We start from the raw sequence: 21,241 nt of genomic DNA, 5'->3' as shown, positions 1-21,241 counted from the left end.
CTCACGGTCTCCCGTTCTGTGCGGGGGTCGCTGGCGCGGGTGTCTTGCCGAGGAAGCGATCGCGGGTCTCGGCCCAGGTTCGGAGGCAGTCGGCATCATTGGCCGCCGCCTCGCCCAATGCCTGGCAACGCCGCTGTTCCAGACGCAGCGGATCGGTGGCGGGCTGAAGCGCTGGGACGGAAGGTGCTGGCGCGGGGCCTTCCTCACGCGACATCTCGATGATCGCCGCCGTGATGGCCACGGCCACGAACACAATGGCCGCGATCCGGGCCAGCACCTTCCCCTCCATACTCCGCCTCCTTTCCTCAGTTGAACATTCGCGCGTTGCCGGGCTGATAGCCTGACCCCGGCGTCAGGAAACGCTCGCGCTGAATGCGTCCCTGTTCGGCTGCCGTGGCGCGTTCGGCCTCGGTCAAGGCATTCGCCCGGCCATTGGCCGAGATGACAGCGATCAGGTCCGAAAGCTGCTGCGACTGGAGGGCGAGAAGCTGGTTGCCAGCCTGGGTCGCCTGAAGCGCGCCGGTCGCCCCCTGGCTTTGGCCGACAAGCTCCGACATTTGCGTGCGATTGCTGTCGATATTGCCGACGACGCCGGCCTGGACGCGCATGGCGTCCTGCAGGCCGCCGACGGTGTTTTCCCAGCGCGAGCGCGCATCGGCGATCATCTGGGTGTCGGTCGCGGTCAAAGACAGCTTGCCGTAGTCCTGCTGGAACATCTGATCGATGTTCTGAACGTCGAACGCAATGTTCTGGGCCTGCCCGAGAAGCTGCTGGGTCCGCTGGACGTTCTGCTGAAGCGCCTGAAGCGAGCTGTGAGGCAGGCTCGCGAGATTGCGGGCCTGGTTGATCAGCATCTGCGCCTCGTTCTGAAGCGAGGTGATCTGGTTGTTGATCTGCTCCAGCGTACGGGCGGCGGTCAGCAGATTCTCCGCGTGGTTGGTCGGATCATAGACGATCCGGCCGAACCCGCCGAAGAAGGCATGGGCCGGGGTGATGAAGTCCGGCGCGAGCGCCAGCGGCGCGGCAAGCGAAAGGGCGAGCGCCGAAGCGCTGGCCATGCGGGAAATCCGGGTCTTTGTGCGCGTCATGGGGTACTTTCCTCTTCTTCCAGGGTGAGCTCGAACGCGTCCTCATCGAAAATGACGGACGGCAGATCCTCGCTTTCGGTCGCGAGATTGCTGAGGTCCGGGATCAGTTCTGCGGCCCATTCGACGCCACGCGCCTTGAGCCAGGCGGCGAGGAACCCGTCGCGGCCATGCTCGGTGAGGATTTCGCTGATCAGGGCCTGATCGGATTTGGCCGATGCGGCGCAAAGCGCCAGCCCGACTTCCGACAATCCGAGGTCAAACAGGCGGTTGCCGCGCCGCGACTGGCAGTAGTAGTCCCGCTTGGGCGTGGCCCGTGCGAGGATCTCGATCTGCCTGTCATTGAGGCCGAAACGGCGATAGATCGCGGTGATCTGGGGTTCGATGGCGCGCTCGTTGGGCAGCAACAGCCGCGTTGGGCAGCTTTCGATGATCGCCGGCGCGATGGCTGAATTGTCGATGTCGGACAGTGACTGCGTGGCGAAGATGACGCTGGCGTTCTTCTTTCGCAGGGTTTTGAGCCATTCCCTGAGTTGGTCCGCGAAGCCTTCGTCGTCGAGCGCCAGCCAGCCCTCGTCGATGATCAGCAGCGTGGGCCACCCGTCTAGCCGGTCGCCGATGCGGTGGAAGAGATAAGAGAGGACCGCGGGCGCCGCGCCGGTCCCGACAAGGCCCTCGATTTCGAATGCCTGCACGTCTGCTGAACCAAGATGTTCGGTCTCCGCATCGAGCAGCCGGCCATAGGGACCACCGACGCAATAGGCGCGGAGCGCCTGTTTCAGATCATTCGACTGGAGCAGCACGGCGAGGCCGGTGATGGTGCGTTCCCCGACCGGGGCGGAGGCGAGCGAGGTCAGGGCCGTCCAGATGTGCTCCTTCACCTCCGGGGTGATCTGGATGTTCTCGCGCGTCAGGATCGCCACGATCCAGTCGGCGGCCCAGGCGCGTTCGGCCGTCTCGTGAATGCGCGCCAGAGGTTGCAGCGAGACGGATGTTTCGGAAGCGTCGGTCAGCTCGCCACCAAGATCGTGCCAGTCACCTTGCATCGCGAGGGCGCAGGCCCGGATCGAGCCGCCGAAATCGAAGGCAAAGACCTGTGAGCGCGCGTAGCGCCGGAACTGCAAGGCCATTAGCGCCAGCAGCACCGATTTGCCGGCACCCGTCGGCCCGACGACAAGCGTATGGCCGACATCGCCGACATGGAGGGAAAACCGGAACGGGGTCGATCCTTCGGTCCTGCCATACAGCAGCGGGGGCGCGCCGAAGTGATCGTCCCGTTCCGGTCCCGCCCACACGGCGGACGAAGGGACCATGTGGGCAAGGTTGAGCGTCGAGACCGGCGGTTGCCGGACATTCGCATAGGCATGTCCGGGCAAGCTGCCGAGCCAGGCGTCGACGGCGTTGACCGTTTCGACCATGACGCTGAAATCGCGGGACTGGATGATCTTCTCGACCAGCCGCAGCTTTTCGTCGGCGCGGCGGGCGTCCTCGTCCCAAACGGTGACGGTCGCCGTGACATAGGCCATGCCCGCCATGTCGGCGCCAAGTTCCTGCAGGGCCATGTCGGCATCGGCCGCCTTGTTGGCGGCGTCGGTGTCGACGAGCGCGGATTGCTCGTTGGTCATCACCTCTTTCAGGATGGCGGCAATCGACTTGCGCTTGGCGAACCACTGGCGCCTGATCTTCGTCAGCAGCCGGGTCGCATCGGTCTTGTCCATGAGGATGGCGCGGGTCGACCAGCGATAGGGAAAGGCCAACCGGTTCATTTCGTCGAGCAGGCCGGGGGTGGTGGTTGCCGGAAAGCCGGTGATCGTCAGCACCCGGAGATGCTGATTGCCCAGGCGCGGCTCCAGCCCGCCGGTCAGCGGCTGATCGGCCAGCAGCGCATCGAGATAGGTCGGGGTTTCGGGCACGCGGACGCGATGCCGGTTGATCGAAATCGTCGAATGCAGGTAAGTCAGCGTCCCGGCGTCATCGAGCCAGCGGCATTCCGGCATAAAACCGTCGAGCAGCGCCAGCACGCGGTCGGTGCGGTCGGCAAAGCCGCGCACCAGTTCCCAAGGGTTCACGCTCGACGTTTCGCGGCCCTCGTAAAGCCAGGACTCGGAGCGGGCGGCATCCTCGGCGGGCGGAAGCCAGAGGAAGGTCAGGAAATAGCCAGAGACGAAATGGCTGCCTTTCTCCTCGAAATCGGCCTTGCGCTCGGCATCGACCAGCGCCGATGCGGGATCGGGGAAGCGGCTCGCCGGATAGGTGGCGGCTTCCGACCGCTGTGCTTCGACGAAGATCGCCCAGCCGGAGCCGAGGCGACGGAAGGCATTGTTAAGGCGGCCAGCGACCGCGACCAGCTCGGCCGCGACGGCGGAATCCAGATCGGGACCGCGAAACTTCGCGGTGCGCTGGAACGAGCCGTCCTTGTTGAGGACAACGCCGAAGCCGACCAGCGCTACCCAGGGAAGGTAATCGGCGAGGCGGGATGCGGTACGGCGGTATTCGGCGAGATTCATCATGGGCTTCCTCACACCGAAAGATGACCGGGGATGCGGAGGTGGCGGCGCGCGACCTCGACGAAGAGCGGATCGCGCTTGGCGGCCCAGACGGCGGCGATGTGACCGACGGCCCAGATCAGGATGCCGGCCAGCCAGAGCTGGAGGCCGAGGCCCACGGCTCCGGCCAGCGTGCCATTGAGGATCGCGACGGAGCGTGGCGCTCCGCCAAGCAGGATCGGTTCGGTCAGGGCGCGGTGAACCGGCACACTGAATCCCGGAACCGCGTCGAGCGCCTCGAAACTCACCGCCATCAGACCAGCGCTCCGCCGCCGAAGCTGAAGAACGAGAGGAAGAAGCTGGACGCCGCGAAGGCGATGGAGATACCGAAGACGATCTGGATGAGGCGACGGAAGCCGCCGCCGGTATCGCCGAATGCGAGCGTCAGGCCGGTGACGATGATGATGATCACTGCCACGATCTTGGCCACCGGGCCTTCGACGGATTCAAGGATGGATTGCAGCGGCGCTTCCCAGGGCATGGAGGAGCCAGACGCTTGGGCGGGGGCAGTCATCAGGCTCGCCCAGGTGAAGGCGGCGGCGGTCGCCAGATGATGACGGATACGAACGGCGCAACGGATCATGCAGGTTCTCCTGGAACGTGAGGGATTGAGGTGTCGGGAAAAGCGAGGGAAATCCGGTAATCGCCGTCGGGGCCGAGCCCTTCGACGCAGGCAAGTTCGGCCAGCCGGCGCGCGGAGCCGCGGCCAGCGAGGACGGCCACGAGGTCGATGGTCTCCGCGATCATCGCGCGCGGCACAGTGACGACGGCTTCCTGGATGAGTTGTTCGAGGCGGCGCAGGGCGCCGATGCCGGAACCAGCATGGATGGTGCCGATGCCGCCCGGATGGCCGGTGCCCCAGGCTTTGAGGAGATCGAGCGCCTCGGCGCCGCGCACCTCACCGATCGGAATGCGGTCCGGACGCAGGCGCAGCGAAGACCGCACCAGTTCCGACAAGGTGGCGACACCATCCTTGGTGCGCATCGCCACGAGATTCGACGCTGCGCATTGCAGTTCGCGGGTGTCCTCGATGATGACGACCCGATCCTGCGTCTTCGCCACCTCGGCGAGCAGCGCATTGGTCAGCGTCGTTTTACCGGTGGACGTGCCGCCTGCGACAAGGATGTTGGCGCGGGACGCGACGGCCGCGCGGAGCGTTTCCGCCTGATCGGCGGACATGATGCCGGCGGCCACATAGTCGTCTAGCGTGAATACTGCGACCGCGGGCTTGCGGATGGCGAAGGCGGGTGCGGACACGACCGGCGGCAGCAACCCCTCGAAGCGCTCGCCGGTTTCGGGCAGTTCGGCCGAGACGCGCGGGCTGCGCGCATGGACTTCGACGCCGACATGGTGGGCGACCAGCCGCACGATGCGCTCACCGTCAGCGGCGGACAGTATTTCGCCCGTATCGGCCAACCCTTCGGACAGCCGGTCCACCCAGATGCGTCCGTCCGGGTTCAGCATGACCTCGACGACAGACGGGTCTTGCAGCAGGGTTGAGATGGCAGGCCCGAGCGCTGTCCGGAGCATGCGCGCGCCGCGGTCCACATTTGCCTGTTTGTGGTTGATGCCTGGCATCTCGTCCCCGTTCCACCGGGGAGGCGAGAGACGATCCCCGGATGGGGATCACTAAAAGAGACACAAAACAGGTCGTTTCAACAAGTTTCGGTCGTCGTAGTAGTGTGGGATAAAATTACAGGAGAACGGCGGTGTGCCTGACCAGTCGGATGATCTGCAGGCACACCGGCATGCTCTCGACTGATTCGACCGGCCCGTGGCGTCAGGCCGCCTCGCCGGGACCGAGCCGACGTTCGCCCCAGGTGGTCCGCTCTCGGAAATCATGTCGCAAGTGGCTTAGCACTTGCGATAAAGTCTTGTGAAACGAATAGCCGCGACTTTCCGGGTGCAGCCGATCTATTGCGGGTTTCAGGAATTGCGCGAGATTGAGGCGCGCGCGCTCCATCTATAAGCAATAATTTCAACAAAACATGAAACGTTGAAATGATATGGACGAAAACGACGCGCTCGCGGGCTTCGCCGCGCTCTCTCACAAGGACCGCTTGCGGATAATCCGCATGTTGGTCGTCGCGGGGGCTGACGGCATGGCCGCTGGTGCCATCGCCGGCGCGCTCGATGATGCGCCGCCGTCGCGCGTCTCCTTCCATCTCAAGGAACTGGAGCGTGCCGGACTCGTGCAGGGGCGGCGAGATGGCAAGTCGATCATCTACAGCGCCAACTGGCCGGCGCTCTCCGATCTCGTCGCCTTCCTCATGCACGACTGCTGCCAAGGTCACTGCAAATATTGCGATCAAGCGATTGCCCTGTTCGCGAAATGCGAGGGCCGCCCAACCGGTACGATCCGCTGCGAATAGGACTGCCGATGCAGAAAGCCCTCGCCTTTGTTGAAAACAATCTCCTGCTGCTGGCCGTTGTAACGGCCGCGCTTGGCCTGCTCGTCCCTTCGCTCGGCATGGTCCTTGAAAGCGGCATAAGCCCGCTTCTGGCATTGCTGATGCTGGTCATCAGCCTGACATTCGACGCTCACGCCGTGAAGCTGGTTTTCCGGAAGCCGAGCCGGCAGCTTTGGGCGCTTGGCCTCGTCTATGGTCCCATGTCGCTCGCCGGATGGCTCACCGGGCGGCTGTTCTTCGGCTCTGGGCCGCTGGCCGCCGGTCAAACCCTTGTCGGCACTCTGCCGACTGACGTTTCCGCTCCGTTGCTGGTCCTGCTCGCACGCGGCAATGTCGCCCTCGCGGCGGTCCTCAATGCGGTCAACACAGTGCTTTCGCCCTTCATCGTGCCGATCCTGTTCCTGCTTCTCACCGGAATCGAGCTGCAAGTTCCCATCGGGGCGATCATCATGGAATTAGTGCTGATCGTGGTGCTGCCGACCGTGATCGGGGTCTACCTACGCACGCGATACCCGGAAGCGGTCGGCCGACACGATGGCCTCTATCCCTCTCTTGGTTCGGTGCTCTACCTGCTCCTGCTTCTGGCGGTCGTGGGTCCAAACGCCGAAACAATCCTCGGCTATGGCTGGTTCGCCCTCCTAATCGCGCTGGCCGCGCTCACGCTGAACCTGATCGGCTATGCGGTCGGGTCCATCGCAAAAGTCTTTGTGGCCGACCGGCAAGAGCTGATCGCCTACCTGTTCACGGTGAGCAAAAAGGAGTTCTCCATTGCGGCGGCGTTCGTAGCGGCGTCCGGGTTGCCCTCGGAAATCGCCGTGCCTGCCGCCTTCTTCGCTGTGATCCAGATGATTACGTCACCGATCGCCGCAAAGATTTTGGCATCGAGAGGCCCGGCGCTGCGGTGAGCAGTCATTAGGTTCTGGCTGGCAGCGGAGACAGGCTCTCTATTATCCTACAATCTGCGACCAGCCCGCATCCACACTGGTCTATCATCCTGTCCAGTTCCGACTTGAGCGCAGTTAGGTCTTCGATTTTTCGCTCGACTTCCTTCCGGTGCTCCTTTGCAATCGCATCAATCGCCGCGCAGGACTGCGAACGATCGTCGGCCAGCTTGAGAAACTCCCTGATCTGATCGAGCGAGAAACCAAGCTCGCGCGCACGCCTGATGAAGCTGAGGCGGTTGAGGTGGCCCGGCTCATATGCACGGTAGTTGCCATCGGTACGCGAGGGTGCGGGCAGGAGACCGTTCTTCTCGTAGAACCGGATCGTCTCGACCTTGGTCCCCGTTCGTCTAGCCAATTGGCCGATCATCAGAATTCTGTCGTTCATCTCTTGACCCTATAGTTACTACAGGGTCTATCTACAATGTCACATCGGGAAAGTCGAGGTGACATCATGGCGGCAGCGAGCCCTTACAGACTGCGTGTAGAAGGCATGGACTGCGCCTCCTGCGCGTTGAAAATTGAAACGGTGATGCAACGCCTGCCGGGCGTTAGCGACATTCATGTCAGCTACGCCAACGAGACGCTCGCATTGCAACTGGATGAGGACCGTACGGCTCTCGGCACCATTGAGCAAAAGATCCGAGCGCTCGGCTACACACCAGTGATCGAGCAGACCGAGGCAAAGGCGAGCCCACCTCGGAAACGCAGCACGGAGGCGTGGTGGAAAGGCAGCAAGGGTCGGCTTGTGCTCCTTACCGGCGCGTTGTTCATCCTTGCCTTCGCCCTCGCGCGTGTCCTGCCCGAATCGGAGCAATGGCTATACTCGGGCGCTGCATTGATCAGCATCATCCCGTTCGCGAGGCGGGCGGTCGCCGGCGCGATGTCCGGCTCCCCCTTCACCATCGAGACGCTGATGACGGTCGCGGCACTCGGCGCGGTCGCCATCGGCGAGGCCGAAGAAGCTGCTGTCGTGATCTTTCTGTTCGCAGTGGGCGAATTGCTTGAAACCGTGGCGGCCGGCCGTGCGCGCGCTGGCATTGAAGCACTGATCGATCTCGTGCCTCGGGCCGCGTTCCGCGAGCGTGATGGTGTTGTTGAGAAGGTCGCCGCAGAAGATCTGGCCGTCGGTGATGTTGTCGTTGTTCGGCCTGGTGACCGTGTGCCGTCTGACGGCACGGTGATTGACGGCGTTTCTGAGGTCGATGAGGCCCCGGTGACAGGCGAATCCGTGCCCGTGCTGAAAGAAGCCGGCGCAAACGTCTATGCCGGCAGCATCAATGCAAATGGCGAGTTGCGGGTGTCGATCAGCCATGTCGCGGCCGACAACACCATCGCCCGTATCATCCACATGGTCGAGGAAGCCCAGGAATCAAAGGCCCCGACGGCGCGTATGATCGACCGTTTCAGCCGCTGGTACACGCCGGGCGCGATGGTCGTCGCGGCTCTGATCGTTGTCGTGCCGCCGCTCGCCTTCGGCGGTGACTGGATGACATGGGTGTATCGGGGTCTCGCGACGTTGCTGATTGCTTGTCCCTGCGCGCTCGTGATTTCCACACCGGCGGCTATTGCTTCGGGTCTTGCCGCCGGTGCGCGTCAGGGACTGTTGATCAAGGGCGGCGCGACGCTGGAAACACTTGGCAAGGTCGTAACCGTTGCCTTCGACAAGACGGGAACGCTGACGCGTGGCCACCCCCAGGTGACGGACATTGTGCCGATCAATGGTGATGAGAACTCCGTCCTTGCCATCGCGGCGGCCGTCGAGCGCAGCACCAGCCATCCTCTCGGGATTGCAATCGTGGAGGCGGCAAAGGTGCGGGGGCTCGAACTGCCCGCCACCTTCGGGGGCGGCGTTGCCACACCCGGCAAAGCGGTCACAGCGCGGTTGAAGGACGGCTTCGCTTCGGTCGGGTCTCCCCGTCACGCCGCCGAACAAACGGGCCTCGAAGAGAGCATCGTTGACACGATCACCGGGCTGGAGAGCCAGGGCAAGACGGTCGTCGTGCTCATCAAGGGCAAGACCATCGAGGGATTGATCGCCTTGCGCGACGAGCCGCGCGACGACGCTATCGAAGGTGTGAAGCGGCTGACAGATCGCGGCGTGCGCCCTCTGATGCTGACCGGCGACAACAAGCGCACGGCCGACGCCATTGCGGCTCATCTCGGCCTTGAGGCGAGCGCCGAACTTCTGCCCGACGCCAAGCTCGCCGAGATCGGCCGCCTCAGGGCTGATGGACCGATTGCCATGGTGGGAGACGGTATCAACGACGCTCCGGCGCTCGCTGCTGCCTCCGTTGGCGTTGCCATGGGTGCGGGCACCGACGTCGCGCTGGAAACCGCTGATGCCGCGCTGCTCAGAAACCGGGTGACGGGTATCGCTGATCTCATCGGATTGTCGCAGGCGACGCTCGGCAATATCTGGCAGAACATCGCAATAGCGCTTGGTCTGAAGGCTGTCTTCCTCGTGACGACTCTATTCGGCATTACCACGCTCTGGATGGCCATCCTCGCCGATACGGGCGCTACTGTCCTCGTTACGGCCAATGCGCTGCGCCTGCTGACCTGGCGCGGCACCCGCGACAAATGAGCTTGAACAGTGCGCACATGCAGGTCGCGGCTTCCACTTCTCGCCAAGAAAGCCGAGGTATAATTTATGAGTAATCAGTCCCAGGGCAGTGCCAATTCATCCGAGAAGAGCGAACAATGGGCGCTCGCATGGGTACTTGCGATTAATACTGCCCAGGCAGCCATTGTGGGAGGATTAGGTTGGTGGGCTCAGTCAACAGGATTGATGGGCTCTGCACTCGATAATCTTGGCGATGCCGGTGTCTACGCCATCAGCCTTTTCGTCGTAGGTCGCGGTTTGGCGGCGAAGGTTCGCGTTGCGCGGCTGTCGGGTATGCTCCTGATAGTATTCGCCGGTTTGCTTCTGTTTGAGGTTGGCCGACGCTTCTTCACTGGCTCCGATCCGATCGGGCCGGTCATGATCGCCGTGGCAATCGCGAGCGCGCTTACGAATATGATCTGCATGTGGTTCCTGAAATCACATCGGGAAAGTGGCGTGCATCTGCAAGCCTCATGGATATTCACGACAAACGATATGCTCGTGAACTCGGCGATCGCTGTTTCTGGTCTTGCAGTAATTCTTTTCAATTCGCCTTATCCGGATCTGATCATTGGCTTGGGTGTGGTTGTAGTCGTTGTCAGAAGCGGCTTCGAAATCCTTGAGAAGGCCGGCGAAGCTGGAAAAGGAGAAAAGGAACATGACTAGTTTGCGAGCCCTATCCGCCGCCTTCCTTGCCCTTGCAGTGTCGATCTCTCCTGCTGTGGGTCACGACTTCCAAGCTGGTTCGATCACCATCAATCACCCGTGGTCACGCGCGACTCCGCCGGTCACGCCGGTAGCCGGCGGCTATCTGACGCTGACAAACGATGGCGATATGGCCGATCGCCTGGTTTCAATCTCATCACCTCTGTCAGACCGGGTGGAAATCCATGAGTCGACCGTGAGCGATGGGGTTGCCAGCATGAGGCCTGTGCAAAATGGCATCGAAATTGGAGCTGGCGAGACCGTCGAGCTTCAACCTGGCGGTATGCACATCATGTTCTTGAAGCCATCGCGCCCTTTGAAGGATGGGGAGCGGTTTGCCGCGACTCTTGTGTTCGAGCAGGCCGCTGCGATCGACGTTGAGTTCGTTGTGCAGAACATGGGCGCTCGTCCGGAATCTGCGAACGAACATGACGGACACGGAGAGGCTGTCCAATGAGCGGCGTCAAACTTTTCCGCCTTGTTGCATGGGTTGCCGTCGCCGCTGTCGGCGGGCTTTTCATCGGCCTGTCCGTATCCAAGCCTTGGCAACAGCAAACCGTGGCGGTCGCGTCCTCGACAGGCACGGCAGCCATCGGCGGCCCGTTCCAGCTCACATCCCATCGAGGCGAAACGATCGACAATGCTGCGCTGGCCGGAAAGCCTTATCTCGCCTTCTTCGGCTTCACCCATTGTCCCGATGTGTGCCCGACGACGCTCTATGAACTGAGCGATCTCATGAACGAGCTCGGGCCGGTGGCCGACCAGTTCAACGTCCTGTTCTTCACCGTCGATCCCGAACGGGACACACAAGAATTGCTGGCTCAGTACATGACAGCCTTTGATAACCGCATCCTCGCACTGCGGGGAAATCGACAGGAAACGGACGCTGTGGTGAAGGCCTTTGCGGCCTATGCGCGAAAAGTGCCTCTGGAAGGGGGCGAATACACAATGGATCATACCGCCGGCGTTTACCTAATGGATGCCGAGAGCCAATTCGTCGGCACGCTCGACATGCACGAGCCGCGTGAGATTCGATTGCAGAAGCTCCGCCGCCTGGCGGGCGAGATTGGCTGATGGAGTTCTCCAGTATCGGAATAGCGACGGCTTTCGCCGCAGGTGTCGTATCCTTCCTGTCGCCCTGCGTCCTTCCGCTGGTGCCGGGCTATATCTCCTACGTCGCAGGCCGCACGATTAGCCCGGATGGCACTGCGGCCGATGCCGAATTCAAGGCGGCAAGCCGAACTCTCGGCCTCAGCCTCTGCTTCGTGCTCGGCTTTACGACCGTGTTCGTCCTCCTTGGGGCCAGCGCAACCGTGTTGAGCCGGCTCCTGCGCATGTATCTTTTCGAAGCGAACCTGATCGGAGGCGTAATCGTCGTCCTCTTCGGTCTGTTCACGACAGGCCTCGTACCAATGCCCTGGCTCAATCGTGAAGCGCGGTTCCATGCCAATCCGGGCAGCGGAAGCGCCGGCGCGGCTTATCTCCTCGGTCTCGCTTTCGCGTTCGGCTGGACTCCCTGCATCGGACCAGTGCTGGGCGCGATTCTGACCCTGTCCGCCGCCAACGCCACGGTCGCAAGCGGAACGACGCTGCTCGCCGTCTACTCGCTCGGCCTTGGCCTCCCTTTCATCTTGGCCGCTTTGTTCATGCGCGGGTTCATGGCGCGGATGATGTCGATGCGCCGTACTGGCCGGGTGCTCAAAATCGTCGCTGGTGGGGTGATGGTGGTGATGGGCATCGCCATGATCACCGGCCATCTAACCAGCTTTGCGATATGGCTGCTCCAGACTTTCCCGGCCCTCGGCCGGATCGGCTAAGCCGGAGTTTAAAGGACATTTGGACATGCTCAGGCTCGGCCTTCCCATCGCCCTTGGCGGATTTTTCCTTGATCAGGCGACGAAGTGGTGGGTCCTGAACCATGTTATGAACCCGCCTCAGGTCATCCCCGTCACCGGCTTCTTTAATCTCGTGCTCGGCTTCAATACCGGCGTGAGCTTCGGATTGTTCGGCCAGGCGCCGGCTTGGCTCCTGATGGCGTTCACGCTCGCTATAGTCGCTGGCCTCCTTGTCTGGATCCATCGAAGCGACAGCCGCCTGACGGCATCCGCCCTCGGGCTCGTGGTTGGGGGGGCGCTCGGCAATCTGCTCGACCGGCTGCGGCAGGGTGCGGTGGCGGATTTCCTGGATTTTTACATTGGCAGCTATCATTGGCCCGCCTTCAACCTTGCCGACGTGGCGATTGTCTGTGGGGTCGGGCTTTTGCTGGTGGAGAGCGTTCTGGCACGAGGCAAAACAAAGGCTGCATGAACAGAAGTCCTCGCCAGCTATCCGAAACTATCGCCGCAAAATTCCCGGAACCTGCAACGTAGCGGGATTTAGAAGTAGTACGACATGGCAATGGCTCGGGCGGGCTTAGCCGCAGCAGGCAGACGCTCTCGTCTGCTGCGCGCGATGCCTCGGCTTGCAGATTGCGGGGCGCGGGCTGAGACGCACAATCGTCCGGTCTTTCTCGATCTCGATTCCGGCCCCGTCATAGACCTGCATCGGCTCACCGGGCCGGCTCACCTCCCATGTCAACCGCGCGTCCGTGTCAAGCTGGACCCTGCTGCCGACCTTTCCCAAGATTGACCGGAACTTGGCGACGGTCATCGGCATGCTGCCTTCGGTCGGGGGAATATCCTCGACCTGCAAGACCGTCTCCCGCCACGCATCGGGATTGCCGCCGCAATCGAGCGTGACGAAGGAACCGGCCTTGACCTCCGTGATGTGATAGCCGGCCTGCACCTGCTGCCCGTCGCCATAGGCGAGCACAAGAACCTTGTCGGCATGGCCCTCCAAAATATCGAGGATCGCCCCGAGCGAGGCAACATCAGGAAATTCTGTGATTAAGGGGCTGGCGTAAGCGTTCATGTCCGTGTATCCATGATTCAACTACTCTTGAGATGTTGAGGCATACATGAACGAAAAGCAAGCCCTCTCTGCCTTCGCGGCGCTCTCGCAGGAAACCCGGCTGCGCATCGTGCGCCTGCTGGTGACGGCCGGCCCGGAAGGGATGCCGGCCGGCGCGATCGGGGAAGCGATGGACGGCGCATCGTCGTCGCGCATGTCCTTCCACCTGAGCCACCTTGAACAAGCCGACCTCATCGAGTCGCGGCGCGACGGGCGCTCGATCATCTACAGCGCCTCCTATCCGGCGCTGTCCGGCCTGCTCGAATTTCTCATGCGCGATTGCTGCCAAGGCCACCCGGACGTGTGCAACCCGGCAGTCGCCGCGCTGTCCTGCTGCAAACCGACGAAAGGCGTCACCCATGCCTGAGCCTATGGCCAATCACTCCGATAGAATCTTCAACGTGCTGTTTCTTTGCACCGGAAATTCCGCCCGCTCGATCCTTGCCGAAAGCATCTTGAACAAGGATGGTGCGGGTCGCTTCCGGGCCTATTCGGCTGGAAGCCAGCCCAAAGGCGAAGTGAACCCGCTCGCCCTGAAGGTACTCGAAAGCTACGACTACCCGGCTGAAGGCTTCCGATCGAAAGGATGGGAAGAATTCTCCGGCCCCGACGCGCCGGTGATGGATTTCGTGTTCACCGTCTGCGACAACGCGGCCGGCGAAGCCTGTCCGGTCTGGCCGGGCCAGCCGATGACCGCGCATTGGGGTATCGAAGACCCCGCCACCGTCGAGGGCACCGAGATTCAGCGCATGGCGGCTTTTGTCACGGCGTTTCGCTACATGAAAACCCGGATTTCGGTCTTCGTGGCCTTGCCCGTCGCCAGCCTCGATAAATCGTCGCTCAATATGAAGCTCAACGAAATCGGTCAATCCGAAGGGGCAGCCTCGCCCCGCTCTGGCGCGGCGTGAGGCAATCCATGGATGTCATTGTCTACCACAATCCCGATTGCGGCACCTCGCGCAATACGCTCGGCCTGATCCGCAATTCCGGCGTCGAGCCGCATATCATCGAATATCTGAAAACCCCGCCCTCACGGGCGCTGCTCGCGCAACTCATCGAGCGCGCCAGCCTGACGGCCCGCTCGATCTTGCGGGAGAAAGGAACGCCCTATGCCGACCTCGGCCTTGGCGATCCAGAATTGAGCGATGACGCATTGCTCGACGCCATGATGGCGCACCCGATCCTCATCAATCGCCCCCTCGTCGTCACCCCCCAAGGGGTCAAGCTCTGCCGACCGTCCGAAGCCGTTCTTGATCTGCTGCCCCCACAACGGGGCGAGTTCGTCAAAGAGGATGGCGAGCGGATCATTGACGAACATGGACGGCGCGTTGCTTCCGCCTGACTTTCAGCCTGCGATTGGAGAATACTGATGGCTTCCCTCAAGCCAGCTTCCCGCCTTGGTTTCCTCGACCGCTATCTGACGGTGTGGATTTTCGCCGCGATGGCACTCGGCGTCGTGCTGGGCACGATATTCACCGGCTTGCCGGAAGCTCTCAACGCCATGTCGGTCGGCACCACCAACATACCGATCGCCATCGGCCTGATCCTGATGATGTATCCGCCGCTCGCCAAGGTGCGCTACGAAGAACTGCACCGGGTCTTTTCCGACAAGCGAGTGCTGATCCTTTCGCTGGTACAAAACTGGATCATCGGCCCGACGCTGATGTTCGCGCTGGCCGTGATCTTCCTGCGCGACCACCCGGAATACATGACAGGACTGATCCTGATCGGACTCGCCCGCTGCATCGCTATGGTGCTGGTCTGGAACCAACTCGCGCGCGGCGACAATCAATATGTCGCCGGTCTGGTTGCCTTCAACTCGATATTCCAGATTCTGTTCTTCTCCACCTATGCGTGGTTTTTCCTTTCCGTCTTGCCACCCCTCTTCGGCCTTGAGGGCAGCGTCATAGACGTGAGCTTCTGGACCATTACCGAAGCGGTGCTGATCTATCTCGGCATTCCCTTCCTCGCCGGGTTCCTGACGCGCCGCATCCTCATCGCTCGCAAAGGCGCGGGCTGGTATGAGCACGAATTTCTGCCGCGCATCAGCCCCATAACGCTAGCCGCGCTGCTGTTCACCATTGTCGCCATGTTCAGCCTCAAGGGCGCGGACGTGGTGTCGCTGCCTCTCGATGTCCTGCGCATAGCCATTCCCCTGGCGCTTTATTTCGTCATCCAGTTCCTCATCAGCTTCGCGATGGGCCGGCTGATCGAGGCGGATTATCCGCGCACCACGGCCATCGCCTTCACCGCTGCCGGCAATAATTTCGAGTTGGCCATCGCGGTCGCCATCGCGGCATTCGGTCTCGCATCGCCGGTGGCCTTCGCCGCCGTCATCGGCCCGCTCGTGGAAGTGCCCGCACTGATCCTGCTCGTTCATGTCGCGCTCAGGCTCGGCGCGAAGTGGTTTCCCGAGAAAGGGACGCCCGTTGCCGTTCCGGCCGAGGCCAAGCCATGACGGTTTCCGACCTTCCTAATGTGGTCCGCGCGGTGCTCGACAGCCCATCGGCTGAACGCCTACGAACGACGCCCTCTGCTCATCCGCCGCGCATTCTCCTGCTCTACGGCTCGTTGCGTGAACGCTCCTATAGCAAGCTGCTCACGCTCGAAGCCGAACGGCTCCTCAACCACTTCGGCGCGGAAACCCGTGTGTTCGATCCGCACGGCCTGCCGCTGCCTGATGGTGCGCCCGTTGATCATCCGAAGGTGCAGGAGCTTCGGAAACTTTCGGAATGGTCCGAAGGGCAGGTCTGGACCAGCCCCGAACGTCACGGTGCCATGAGCGGAGTCCTCAAGGCGCAAATCGACTGGATACCGCTCGCGGTTGGCGCAGTTCGCCCCACCCAGGGCCGCACATTGGCCGTGATGCAAGTCTCTGGCGGCTCGCAGAGTTTCAACGCCGTCAACCAACTTCGCGTCCTCGGCCGCTGGATGCGGATGATCACCATCCCCAACCAGTCCTCGGTCGCCAAGGCATATCAGGAGTTCGACGAAGCGGGTCGAATGAAGCCTTCATCCTATTACGACCGGGTGGTCGATGTGATGGAGGAACTGGTGAAGTTCACGCTTCTGACCCGCGACGTCGCTCCTTACCTCACCGACCGCTACAGCGAGCGCAAGGAAACCGCCCAAAAGCTGGAAGAGCGTATGGCGCTCAAGCGCGTCCGGTGACGACAAACCTGCCGGCTCAAACGGGCCTGTCTCCCGACGCGAGAAGGTGGCCCGTCATCTCCGCGCTCGGCATCGTACAGATATTTGCATGGGGCAGCTCCTATTACCTGCTCGCCGTTCTCGCCGCCCCGATCGCGGCCGATACGGGTTGGCCGCTTTCATGGATCGTCGGCGCTCTCTCCATTGGCCTGCTCGCGGCCGGCGTCGTTTCCCCGCGCGTGGGTGACGCCATTGGCCAGCACGGCGGGCGTCCCATCCTTGCTCTGGCTTGCCTGCTGTTCGCTGCCGGCCTCGTCATCCTTGCGGCTGCGCCGTCCCTATGGGTATTCGTCGCCGGATGGATCGTGCTCGGTATCGGCATGGGGGCCGGCCTTTATGATGCGGCATTTGCCACGCTCGGGGGCTATTATGGCCGTTCCGCGCGATCCGCCATCACTACACTGACCTTGTGGGGCGGCTTCGCAAGCACGGTCTGCTGGCCGCTCTCGGCCTTGTTTCTGGAGCATCTGGGATGGCGCGGGGCCTGCATGGCCTATGCCGGCATTCATCTCGCGATCTGCCTGCCGCTCGTGCTGCTGGTCCTTCCGAGCAACGGCAAGCCCAGGCCGATCGGTGGCAAAGACCAAGCTCCTGCGATCAAGCTGCGCGACCATGAGCGCCGGGCCTATCTGATCATGATGGCGATCGTGGTGCTGGCCGGATTGGGCGTCACCATCATATCGGTGCATCTGCTGACCCTGTTGCAGCAACGCGGGCTGTCGCTGGGCGAAGCTGTAGCCCTCGGCGCGCTGATAGGCCCGGCCCAAGTCGCCGGCCGAATTGGCGAAATGGCGAGCGGGGGGAGGCATCATCCCTTCTGGACACTCGCGGCCGCCTCCGTCCTGAGCGCGGCAGGGGTGACGATGCTCGCGGCAGGTTTTCTCATCATCGGCCTGTCGCTCATCCTCTACGGGGCCGGCAATGGCATCTTCTCGATCGCCAAGGGTGCGCTCCCGCTCGCCCTGTTCGGACCTTCCCGCTATGCGCCGATCATGGGGCGGCTTGCCCGGCCCAGTCTCGTCGCCCAAGCTGCCGGCCCAACCGTGGGTGCGATCCTGCTTTCGGTCGGGGGCACCGATCAAACTCTTGTGGCGCTGGCAGCTCTCGCCATCGCCAATCTCGCCCTCGTCGCGCTGTTATGGGGGCCGATCAAAGGAGAAGCGGGAAGCAACGATAAGTTTTGAGAAGCCGTCACGAAGATCCCTGATTTTTGTAGCAGGTCAGGCCAACGTTGAATTTTCAGGGGAATTTCTGTCGCAAATGTCGCGTGCGAAAGTCAAAATTGTGCGACTGATTTTTGCGACACGTCGCGGCCCGGAATCCGGGCCGCAATGGATTACCGCTCTTCCCGCTGCTGTGGTGCTGGACCGATTGTAGCGGGTTCCCCTTCGATGATGCGGATCGGCACGCCCAAAGCAGCCGAAAGGGATGCTTCGCTGCCACCGGCAAGCTCTGTTCCGGGGAGAACCGTAAGAACCACATATCCGGTGCGCTCATCGACATATCCGCCGTAGCCATCGGGAAGAACGCGCGTAATCATCTGGCGGTCATCCAACGCGGCGACCAGTTGATCGACGGTATGGGATGCGCCTGTCAGGACTTCGACACGCACCCGATCTTCGCCCAATTGGTACTGAAGCGTGCCCGCATCCCGGTCTCCCGTTAGCCTGACGACGACATGGAAATCGGGCTCGCGCTCGATGAAGATACCGGCGATACGGTCGCGGAAACGCTCCTGTAGGGCGGCCGAAAGCGGGCCGGTGTCCGGCTCCATCTCATGCGAGGGGATTTCAGGAACATAGTTCTCAGGCAACCCGGCCGGTCTGGCGGACGTGGGCGCCTCCGCGCCTGCCACGGATGCTGCCGCGACAAACACCGTTGCGCCAAAAGCCCCCGCCCATACCCTATTCATTTGTGGTTTTGCCGCGTGCTTCGAAGAGCGCGGCCTTGTCTTCCGCGGGGCTGATGAAACCGTCGCCATCGGTGTCGATCTGGTCGAAGACTTCATCGGTCATGTTCGGATTCCCGGCTTTCGCCTCTTCCCGGCTCAGCTTGCCGTCGCCATCCGTGTCGCCCGCGTCCCATTCGGCCTGCCATGCGGCTTCGTCAAAATCTGCGGGCGGTTCCGTCTGGGCGAAGGCAGGGACGGCGAGACCGATGGCGAACAGGCTGGCAATGGCAAGTCTCAAGGCTGTTCCTCCAAAGTCGAGTGAATATACAGCCATCACCTTAGGATAATTCGCGAAAATCCCAAAGACCGCGACAGTCGCGAAGGCCGCTTCCGGCGGATCCTTGTTACTGCTCAGCCAACCGGGAGCGGGAACTCGTGTCAACGACTAAGGCGGCCAAATTCAACTCTCTGATCCGTCACATCCTCCGACACCTCCTGCCGCAGCTTCGGTCCCTGTGCGAGGCGGCGACCGAGCGCGGTGATGAACGCCTCGTATCGCTCCGCTGATTTGGCCTTCGCGGCCTTTGCCGCCGGCTCAGGCAAGGCCGGTGTGGTGTTGACCCAGAAGCGGATGAAGACCGCCAGGCTTTCGACGGCGATGCCGACGTCTCGTTCAAGCCGGTCCATGCGGCGATCGAGTCGATCGAGGCGCTTGGCGATTATCGCCTCTCGGCGTTCGGCATCGTCGGGAGACAGGAATGAGGCGATGGCCGCCTCGCCGATCATCGACTGCGACCGGTCCCGCCGCGCGGCAAACTCGGTCAGGGCTTTTTCGACATCGGGGTCCAGATAGACGGTGAGTTTTTTCTTCTTCCGGAGATTGGCCATGGCGCTACAGCTCCATGCCGTCGTTCGGGTCCATGGCAACCTGCCGGGCAATGCCCTGCACCTGGCGGATCATGCGCCGATTTTGCATGGCCTCTTCCTCAACTTCATCGGGCGGCGCGATCTCGAATTCGTTCTCGAGGGGCTTTTTCTTCTCCACGGGCTTTACGCGGCTGAGTTCAGGCTGCAATCGGCGTTCGGATTCGGTCGGATCTTCGTCATTGGTTCTCTGGTCGCCGTGATCCGTGGCGCCTTCCGGTCGCGCCGGGATCGGAAGCTTGGTCCAGTCGTCGGGCCGCGTTTCTTCGGGACCTTTCAATTCAGGCGGTGACAGAACGCGCTCGCGAAACCGGGCGTCCTCGTAATAGCGCGCCTTCGTCGCCCGGATCGGGGGGATGCCCGCCACCATGACGATCTCCTCATGTGGGGGAAGCTGCATGATCTCGCCCGGCGTCAGCAACTGGCGCGCGGTTTCCGAGCGCGAGACCATAAGGTGCCCGAGCCAGGGCGACAGGCGATGGCCGGCATAGTTCTTCATCGCCTTCATCTCGGTGGCGGTGCCGAGCGCATCCGACACCCGTTTCGCCGTGCGCTCGTCGTTGGTGGCGAAGCTGACGCGGACATGGCAGTTGTCGAGGATCGAGTTGTTCGGCCCGTAGGCTTTCTCGATCTGGTTCAGCGACTGCGCGATCAGGAATGATTTCAGACCGTAGCCGGCCATGAAAGCCAGCGCGGTCTCGAAGAAATCGAGCCTGCCCAGCGCCGGAAACTCGTCCAGCATCAGAAGGAGCCGATGCCGCCCGGCGTTCGCCTGCAGGTCTTCGGTCAGGCGACGGCCGATCTGATTGAGCAGCAATCGCATCAGCGGCTTGGTGCGGTTGATGTCGGAGGGCGGCACGACGAGGTAAAGCGTGACCGGCTGATCGCCTCCCACAATATCGCTGATGCGCCAGTCGGAGCGGCGTGTGACTTCGGCCACGACCGGATCGCGATACAGGCCGAGAAACGACATCGCCGTCGACAACACGCCGCTGCGCTCGTTCTCGGACTTGTTGCGCAGCTCGCGCGCGGCGCTGGCAACGACCGGGTGCGGCCCCGCTTCGCCCAGATGCGCGGTCTTCATCATGGCGCGCAACGTGGAATCCACCGGGCGCTTCGGATCGGACAGGAATTTGGCCACACCTGCCAGGGTCTTGTCGGGTTCGGCGTAAAGCACATGCAGGATGGCGCCCACCAGCAGCGAATGGCTGGTCTTTTCCCAATGGTTGCGCTTGTCGAGACTGCCTTCCGGATCGACGAGGATGTCGGCGATGTTCTGGACGTCGCGCACCTCCCACTCGCCGCGGCGCACTTCCAGCAGCGGATTGTAGGCCGAGGATTTCGGGTTGGTCGGGTCGAAGAGCAGCACGCGGCCGTGCTGCGAGCGGAAGCCGGAGGTGAGCTGCCAGTTCTCACCCTTGATGTCGTGGACGATGGCCGACCCCGGCCAGGTCAGCAGCGACGGGACGACGAGGCCGACGCCTTTGCCCGAACGTGTCGGGGCAAAGCACAGGACATGCTCCGGCCCGTCATGGCGTAGATAGTCCTTCTCGTAACGGCCGAGAACAACACCATCGGGATCGAGCAGGCCCGCCGCCTTGATCTCTCCTTTCCCGGCCCATCGCGCCGAGCCATAGGTGGCGACGTTTTTCGCCTCGCGCGCCCGCCAGACCGACATGCCGATGGCGACGGCAATGGCGATGAAGCCGCCCGATGCCGCGATGATCCCGCCCTTGGCGAAGATCGGCGGCGCATAGGCTTCGTAGAAATACCACCACCAGAAGATCGCGGGCGGATAATAGATCGGCACGCCGAACATCACGAACCAGGGCGGCCCGAGTTGCGCCTGATAACCGAGGCTCGAGGCGACATACTGGGTCGCGCCCCAGGTGGTGGCGAGGATGATGAGGAAGACGATGGTGATCTGTCCCCAGAGGATCTTGGTCGCGGACATTGCGATGGTCCTTTCTGGTT

Annotated in this window: 26 protein-coding genes; 14 read left to right on the top strand and 12 right to left on the bottom strand. The window is 62.4% G+C overall.

The window, feature by feature from the left end; translation table 11 throughout:
• Position 1 precedes the first annotated feature (1 nt).
• The 6 genes from trbK-alt to trbB are packed head-to-tail and all read right to left on the bottom strand — an operon-like array spanning position 2 to position 5,209.
• Entirely contained in the window at positions 2 to 289 is a 288-nt protein-coding gene (gene trbK-alt, locus OANT_RS16650) for a putative entry exclusion protein TrbK-alt (RefSeq protein ID WP_012092660.1), read from the bottom strand.
• Between the two features lie 16 nt (positions 290 to 305).
• Positions 306 to 1,088 carry a P-type conjugative transfer protein TrbJ gene (gene trbJ, locus OANT_RS16645; RefSeq protein ID WP_012092659.1) on the bottom strand — a complete coding sequence of 261 codons (783 nt, stop codon included), beginning with the start codon at positions 1,086 to 1,088 and terminating at the stop codon, positions 306 to 308.
• Positions 1,085 to 3,595: a conjugal transfer protein TrbE gene (gene trbE / locus OANT_RS16640; RefSeq protein WP_012092658.1), complete on the bottom strand. Its 2,511-nt coding sequence runs from the start codon at positions 3,593 to 3,595 to the stop codon at positions 1,085 to 1,087. The genes trbJ and trbE overlap by 4 nt, the downstream gene beginning before the upstream one ends.
• An 8-nt stretch (positions 3,596 to 3,603) precedes the next feature.
• Positions 3,604 to 3,885, bottom strand: a complete 282-nt coding sequence (locus OANT_RS16635; RefSeq protein ID WP_012092657.1) for a VirB3 family type IV secretion system protein — start codon at positions 3,883 to 3,885, stop codon at positions 3,604 to 3,606.
• The gene (locus OANT_RS16630; protein ID WP_012092656.1) at positions 3,885 to 4,214 is read right to left on the bottom strand and encodes a TrbC/VirB2 family type IV secretion system protein; all 330 of its coding nucleotides are present in this window, start codon (positions 4,212 to 4,214) and stop codon (positions 3,885 to 3,887) included. Before OANT_RS16630 ends, OANT_RS16635 begins: the two co-directional genes overlap by 1 nt.
• Complete coding sequence (gene trbB / locus OANT_RS16625) at positions 4,211 to 5,209, bottom strand: P-type conjugative transfer ATPase TrbB (protein WP_012092655.1); 999 nt, start codon at positions 5,207 to 5,209, stop codon at positions 4,211 to 4,213. Before trbB ends, OANT_RS16630 begins: the two co-directional genes overlap by 4 nt.
• 428 nt (positions 5,210 to 5,637) lie before the next feature.
• Between trbB and OANT_RS16620 the strand changes: the two genes are divergently transcribed.
• The gene (locus OANT_RS16620; RefSeq protein ID WP_012092654.1) at positions 5,638 to 6,003 is read left to right on the top strand and encodes an ArsR/SmtB family transcription factor; all 366 of its coding nucleotides are present in this window, start codon (positions 5,638 to 5,640) and stop codon (positions 6,001 to 6,003) included.
• A gap of 8 nt (positions 6,004 to 6,011) precedes the next feature.
• Positions 6,012 to 6,947 carry a bile acid:sodium symporter family protein gene (locus tag OANT_RS16615; protein WP_012092653.1) on the top strand — a complete coding sequence of 312 codons (936 nt, stop codon included), beginning with the start codon at positions 6,012 to 6,014 and terminating at the stop codon, positions 6,945 to 6,947.
• A gap of 7 nt (positions 6,948 to 6,954) precedes the next feature.
• On the opposite strand, the gene OANT_RS16610 is transcribed toward OANT_RS16615, so the two are convergent.
• A complete protein-coding gene (locus OANT_RS16610; protein WP_012092652.1) occupies positions 6,955 to 7,371 on the bottom strand; it encodes a MerR family transcriptional regulator in 417 nt (138 codons plus the stop codon).
• A gap of 66 nt (positions 7,372 to 7,437) precedes the next feature.
• Between OANT_RS16610 and OANT_RS16605 the strand changes: the two genes are divergently transcribed.
• The 6 genes from OANT_RS16605 (at position 7,438) to lspA (ending at position 12,600) form a co-directional block, all read left to right on the top strand.
• Positions 7,438 to 9,570: a heavy metal translocating P-type ATPase gene (locus tag OANT_RS16605; RefSeq protein WP_028034401.1), complete on the top strand. Its 2,133-nt coding sequence runs from the start codon at positions 7,438 to 7,440 to the stop codon at positions 9,568 to 9,570.
• A 66-nt stretch (positions 9,571 to 9,636) separates the two neighbouring features.
• Positions 9,637 to 10,254 (top strand): cation efflux transmembrane domain-containing protein, encoded by a 618-nt coding sequence (locus OANT_RS16600; protein ID WP_012092650.1) that lies wholly within the window; start codon positions 9,637 to 9,639, stop codon positions 10,252 to 10,254.
• On the top strand, positions 10,247 to 10,750 hold the full coding sequence (locus tag OANT_RS16595) for a copper chaperone PCu(A)C (protein ID WP_012092649.1): 504 nt from the start codon (positions 10,247 to 10,249) through the stop codon (positions 10,748 to 10,750). The genes OANT_RS16600 and OANT_RS16595 overlap by 8 nt, the downstream gene beginning before the upstream one ends.
• A complete protein-coding gene (locus tag OANT_RS16590; RefSeq protein ID WP_012092648.1) occupies positions 10,747 to 11,367 on the top strand; it encodes an SCO family protein in 621 nt (206 codons plus the stop codon). The genes OANT_RS16595 and OANT_RS16590 overlap by 4 nt, the downstream gene beginning before the upstream one ends.
• Complete coding sequence (locus OANT_RS16585; RefSeq protein WP_012092647.1) at positions 11,367 to 12,110, top strand: cytochrome c biogenesis CcdA family protein; 744 nt, start codon at positions 11,367 to 11,369, stop codon at positions 12,108 to 12,110. The genes OANT_RS16590 and OANT_RS16585 overlap by 1 nt, the downstream gene beginning before the upstream one ends.
• Positions 12,111 to 12,135: 25 nt before the next feature.
• Entirely contained in the window at positions 12,136 to 12,600 is a 465-nt protein-coding gene (lspA, locus tag OANT_RS16580; protein ID WP_012092646.1) for a signal peptidase II, read from the top strand.
• Between the two features lie 105 nt (positions 12,601 to 12,705).
• Here lspA and OANT_RS16575 read toward each other — a convergent pair whose 3' ends face one another.
• On the bottom strand, positions 12,706 to 13,203 hold the full coding sequence (locus tag OANT_RS16575; protein WP_012092645.1) for a DUF6428 family protein: 498 nt from the start codon (positions 13,201 to 13,203) through the stop codon (positions 12,706 to 12,708).
• Positions 13,204 to 13,249: 46 nt separating this feature from the next.
• Here OANT_RS16575 and OANT_RS16570 point away from each other — a divergent pair, with 46 nt between their 5' ends.
• The 6 genes from OANT_RS16570 to OANT_RS16545 are packed head-to-tail and all read left to right on the top strand — an operon-like array spanning position 13,250 to position 17,636.
• Positions 13,250 to 13,609 (top strand): ArsR/SmtB family transcription factor, encoded by a 360-nt coding sequence (locus tag OANT_RS16570; protein ID WP_012092644.1) that lies wholly within the window; start codon positions 13,250 to 13,252, stop codon positions 13,607 to 13,609.
• Positions 13,602 to 14,150, top strand: coding sequence for an arsenate reductase ArsC (locus tag OANT_RS16565; protein WP_012092643.1), 549 nt, complete (start codon positions 13,602 to 13,604; stop codon positions 14,148 to 14,150). Before OANT_RS16570 ends, OANT_RS16565 begins: the two co-directional genes overlap by 8 nt.
• 8 nt (positions 14,151 to 14,158) lie before the next feature.
• Positions 14,159 to 14,584, top strand: a complete 426-nt coding sequence (gene arsC / locus OANT_RS16560; RefSeq protein WP_012092642.1) for an arsenate reductase (glutaredoxin) — start codon at positions 14,159 to 14,161, stop codon at positions 14,582 to 14,584.
• Between the two features lie 27 nt (positions 14,585 to 14,611).
• The gene (arsB, locus tag OANT_RS16555) at positions 14,612 to 15,700 is read left to right on the top strand and encodes an ACR3 family arsenite efflux transporter (protein WP_012092641.1); all 1,089 of its coding nucleotides are present in this window, start codon (positions 14,612 to 14,614) and stop codon (positions 15,698 to 15,700) included.
• A complete protein-coding gene (gene arsH, locus OANT_RS16550; RefSeq protein ID WP_012092640.1) occupies positions 15,697 to 16,413 on the top strand; it encodes an arsenical resistance protein ArsH in 717 nt (238 codons plus the stop codon). Before arsB ends, arsH begins: the two co-directional genes overlap by 4 nt.
• Positions 16,414 to 16,439: 26 nt before the next feature.
• The gene (locus tag OANT_RS16545) at positions 16,440 to 17,636 is read left to right on the top strand and encodes an MFS transporter (protein ID WP_049768451.1); all 1,197 of its coding nucleotides are present in this window, start codon (positions 16,440 to 16,442) and stop codon (positions 17,634 to 17,636) included.
• 152 nt (positions 17,637 to 17,788) lie between these two features.
• Here OANT_RS16545 and OANT_RS16540 read toward each other — a convergent pair whose 3' ends face one another.
• The 4 genes from OANT_RS16540 to OANT_RS16525 all read right to left on the bottom strand — a co-directional run bounded on the left by OANT_RS16540 (position 17,789) and on the right by OANT_RS16525 (position 21,221).
• The gene (locus tag OANT_RS16540) at positions 17,789 to 18,364 is read right to left on the bottom strand and encodes a hypothetical protein (protein WP_028034399.1); all 576 of its coding nucleotides are present in this window, start codon (positions 18,362 to 18,364) and stop codon (positions 17,789 to 17,791) included.
• Positions 18,357 to 18,641, bottom strand: a complete 285-nt coding sequence (locus OANT_RS16535) for an EF-hand domain-containing protein (protein WP_036749074.1) — start codon at positions 18,639 to 18,641, stop codon at positions 18,357 to 18,359. Before OANT_RS16535 ends, OANT_RS16540 begins: the two co-directional genes overlap by 8 nt.
• Positions 18,642 to 18,781: 140 nt before the next feature.
• The gene (locus OANT_RS16530; RefSeq protein ID WP_012092637.1) at positions 18,782 to 19,231 is read right to left on the bottom strand and encodes a ribbon-helix-helix domain-containing protein; all 450 of its coding nucleotides are present in this window, start codon (positions 19,229 to 19,231) and stop codon (positions 18,782 to 18,784) included.
• A gap of 4 nt (positions 19,232 to 19,235) precedes the next feature.
• Positions 19,236 to 21,221 (bottom strand): conjugal transfer protein TraG, encoded by a 1,986-nt coding sequence (locus tag OANT_RS16525; protein WP_012092636.1) that lies wholly within the window; start codon positions 21,219 to 21,221, stop codon positions 19,236 to 19,238.
• Between the last annotated feature and the right edge of the window lie 20 nt (positions 21,222 to 21,241).

Origin of the sequence: Brucella anthropi ATCC 49188, from assembly GCF_000017405.1 — a bacterium.
Lineage (GTDB): Bacteria > Pseudomonadota > Alphaproteobacteria > Rhizobiales > Rhizobiaceae > Brucella > Brucella anthropi.
Note: the sequence above shows the minus strand (reverse complement) of the source record. Positions and strands in the feature narration are given on the sequence as shown.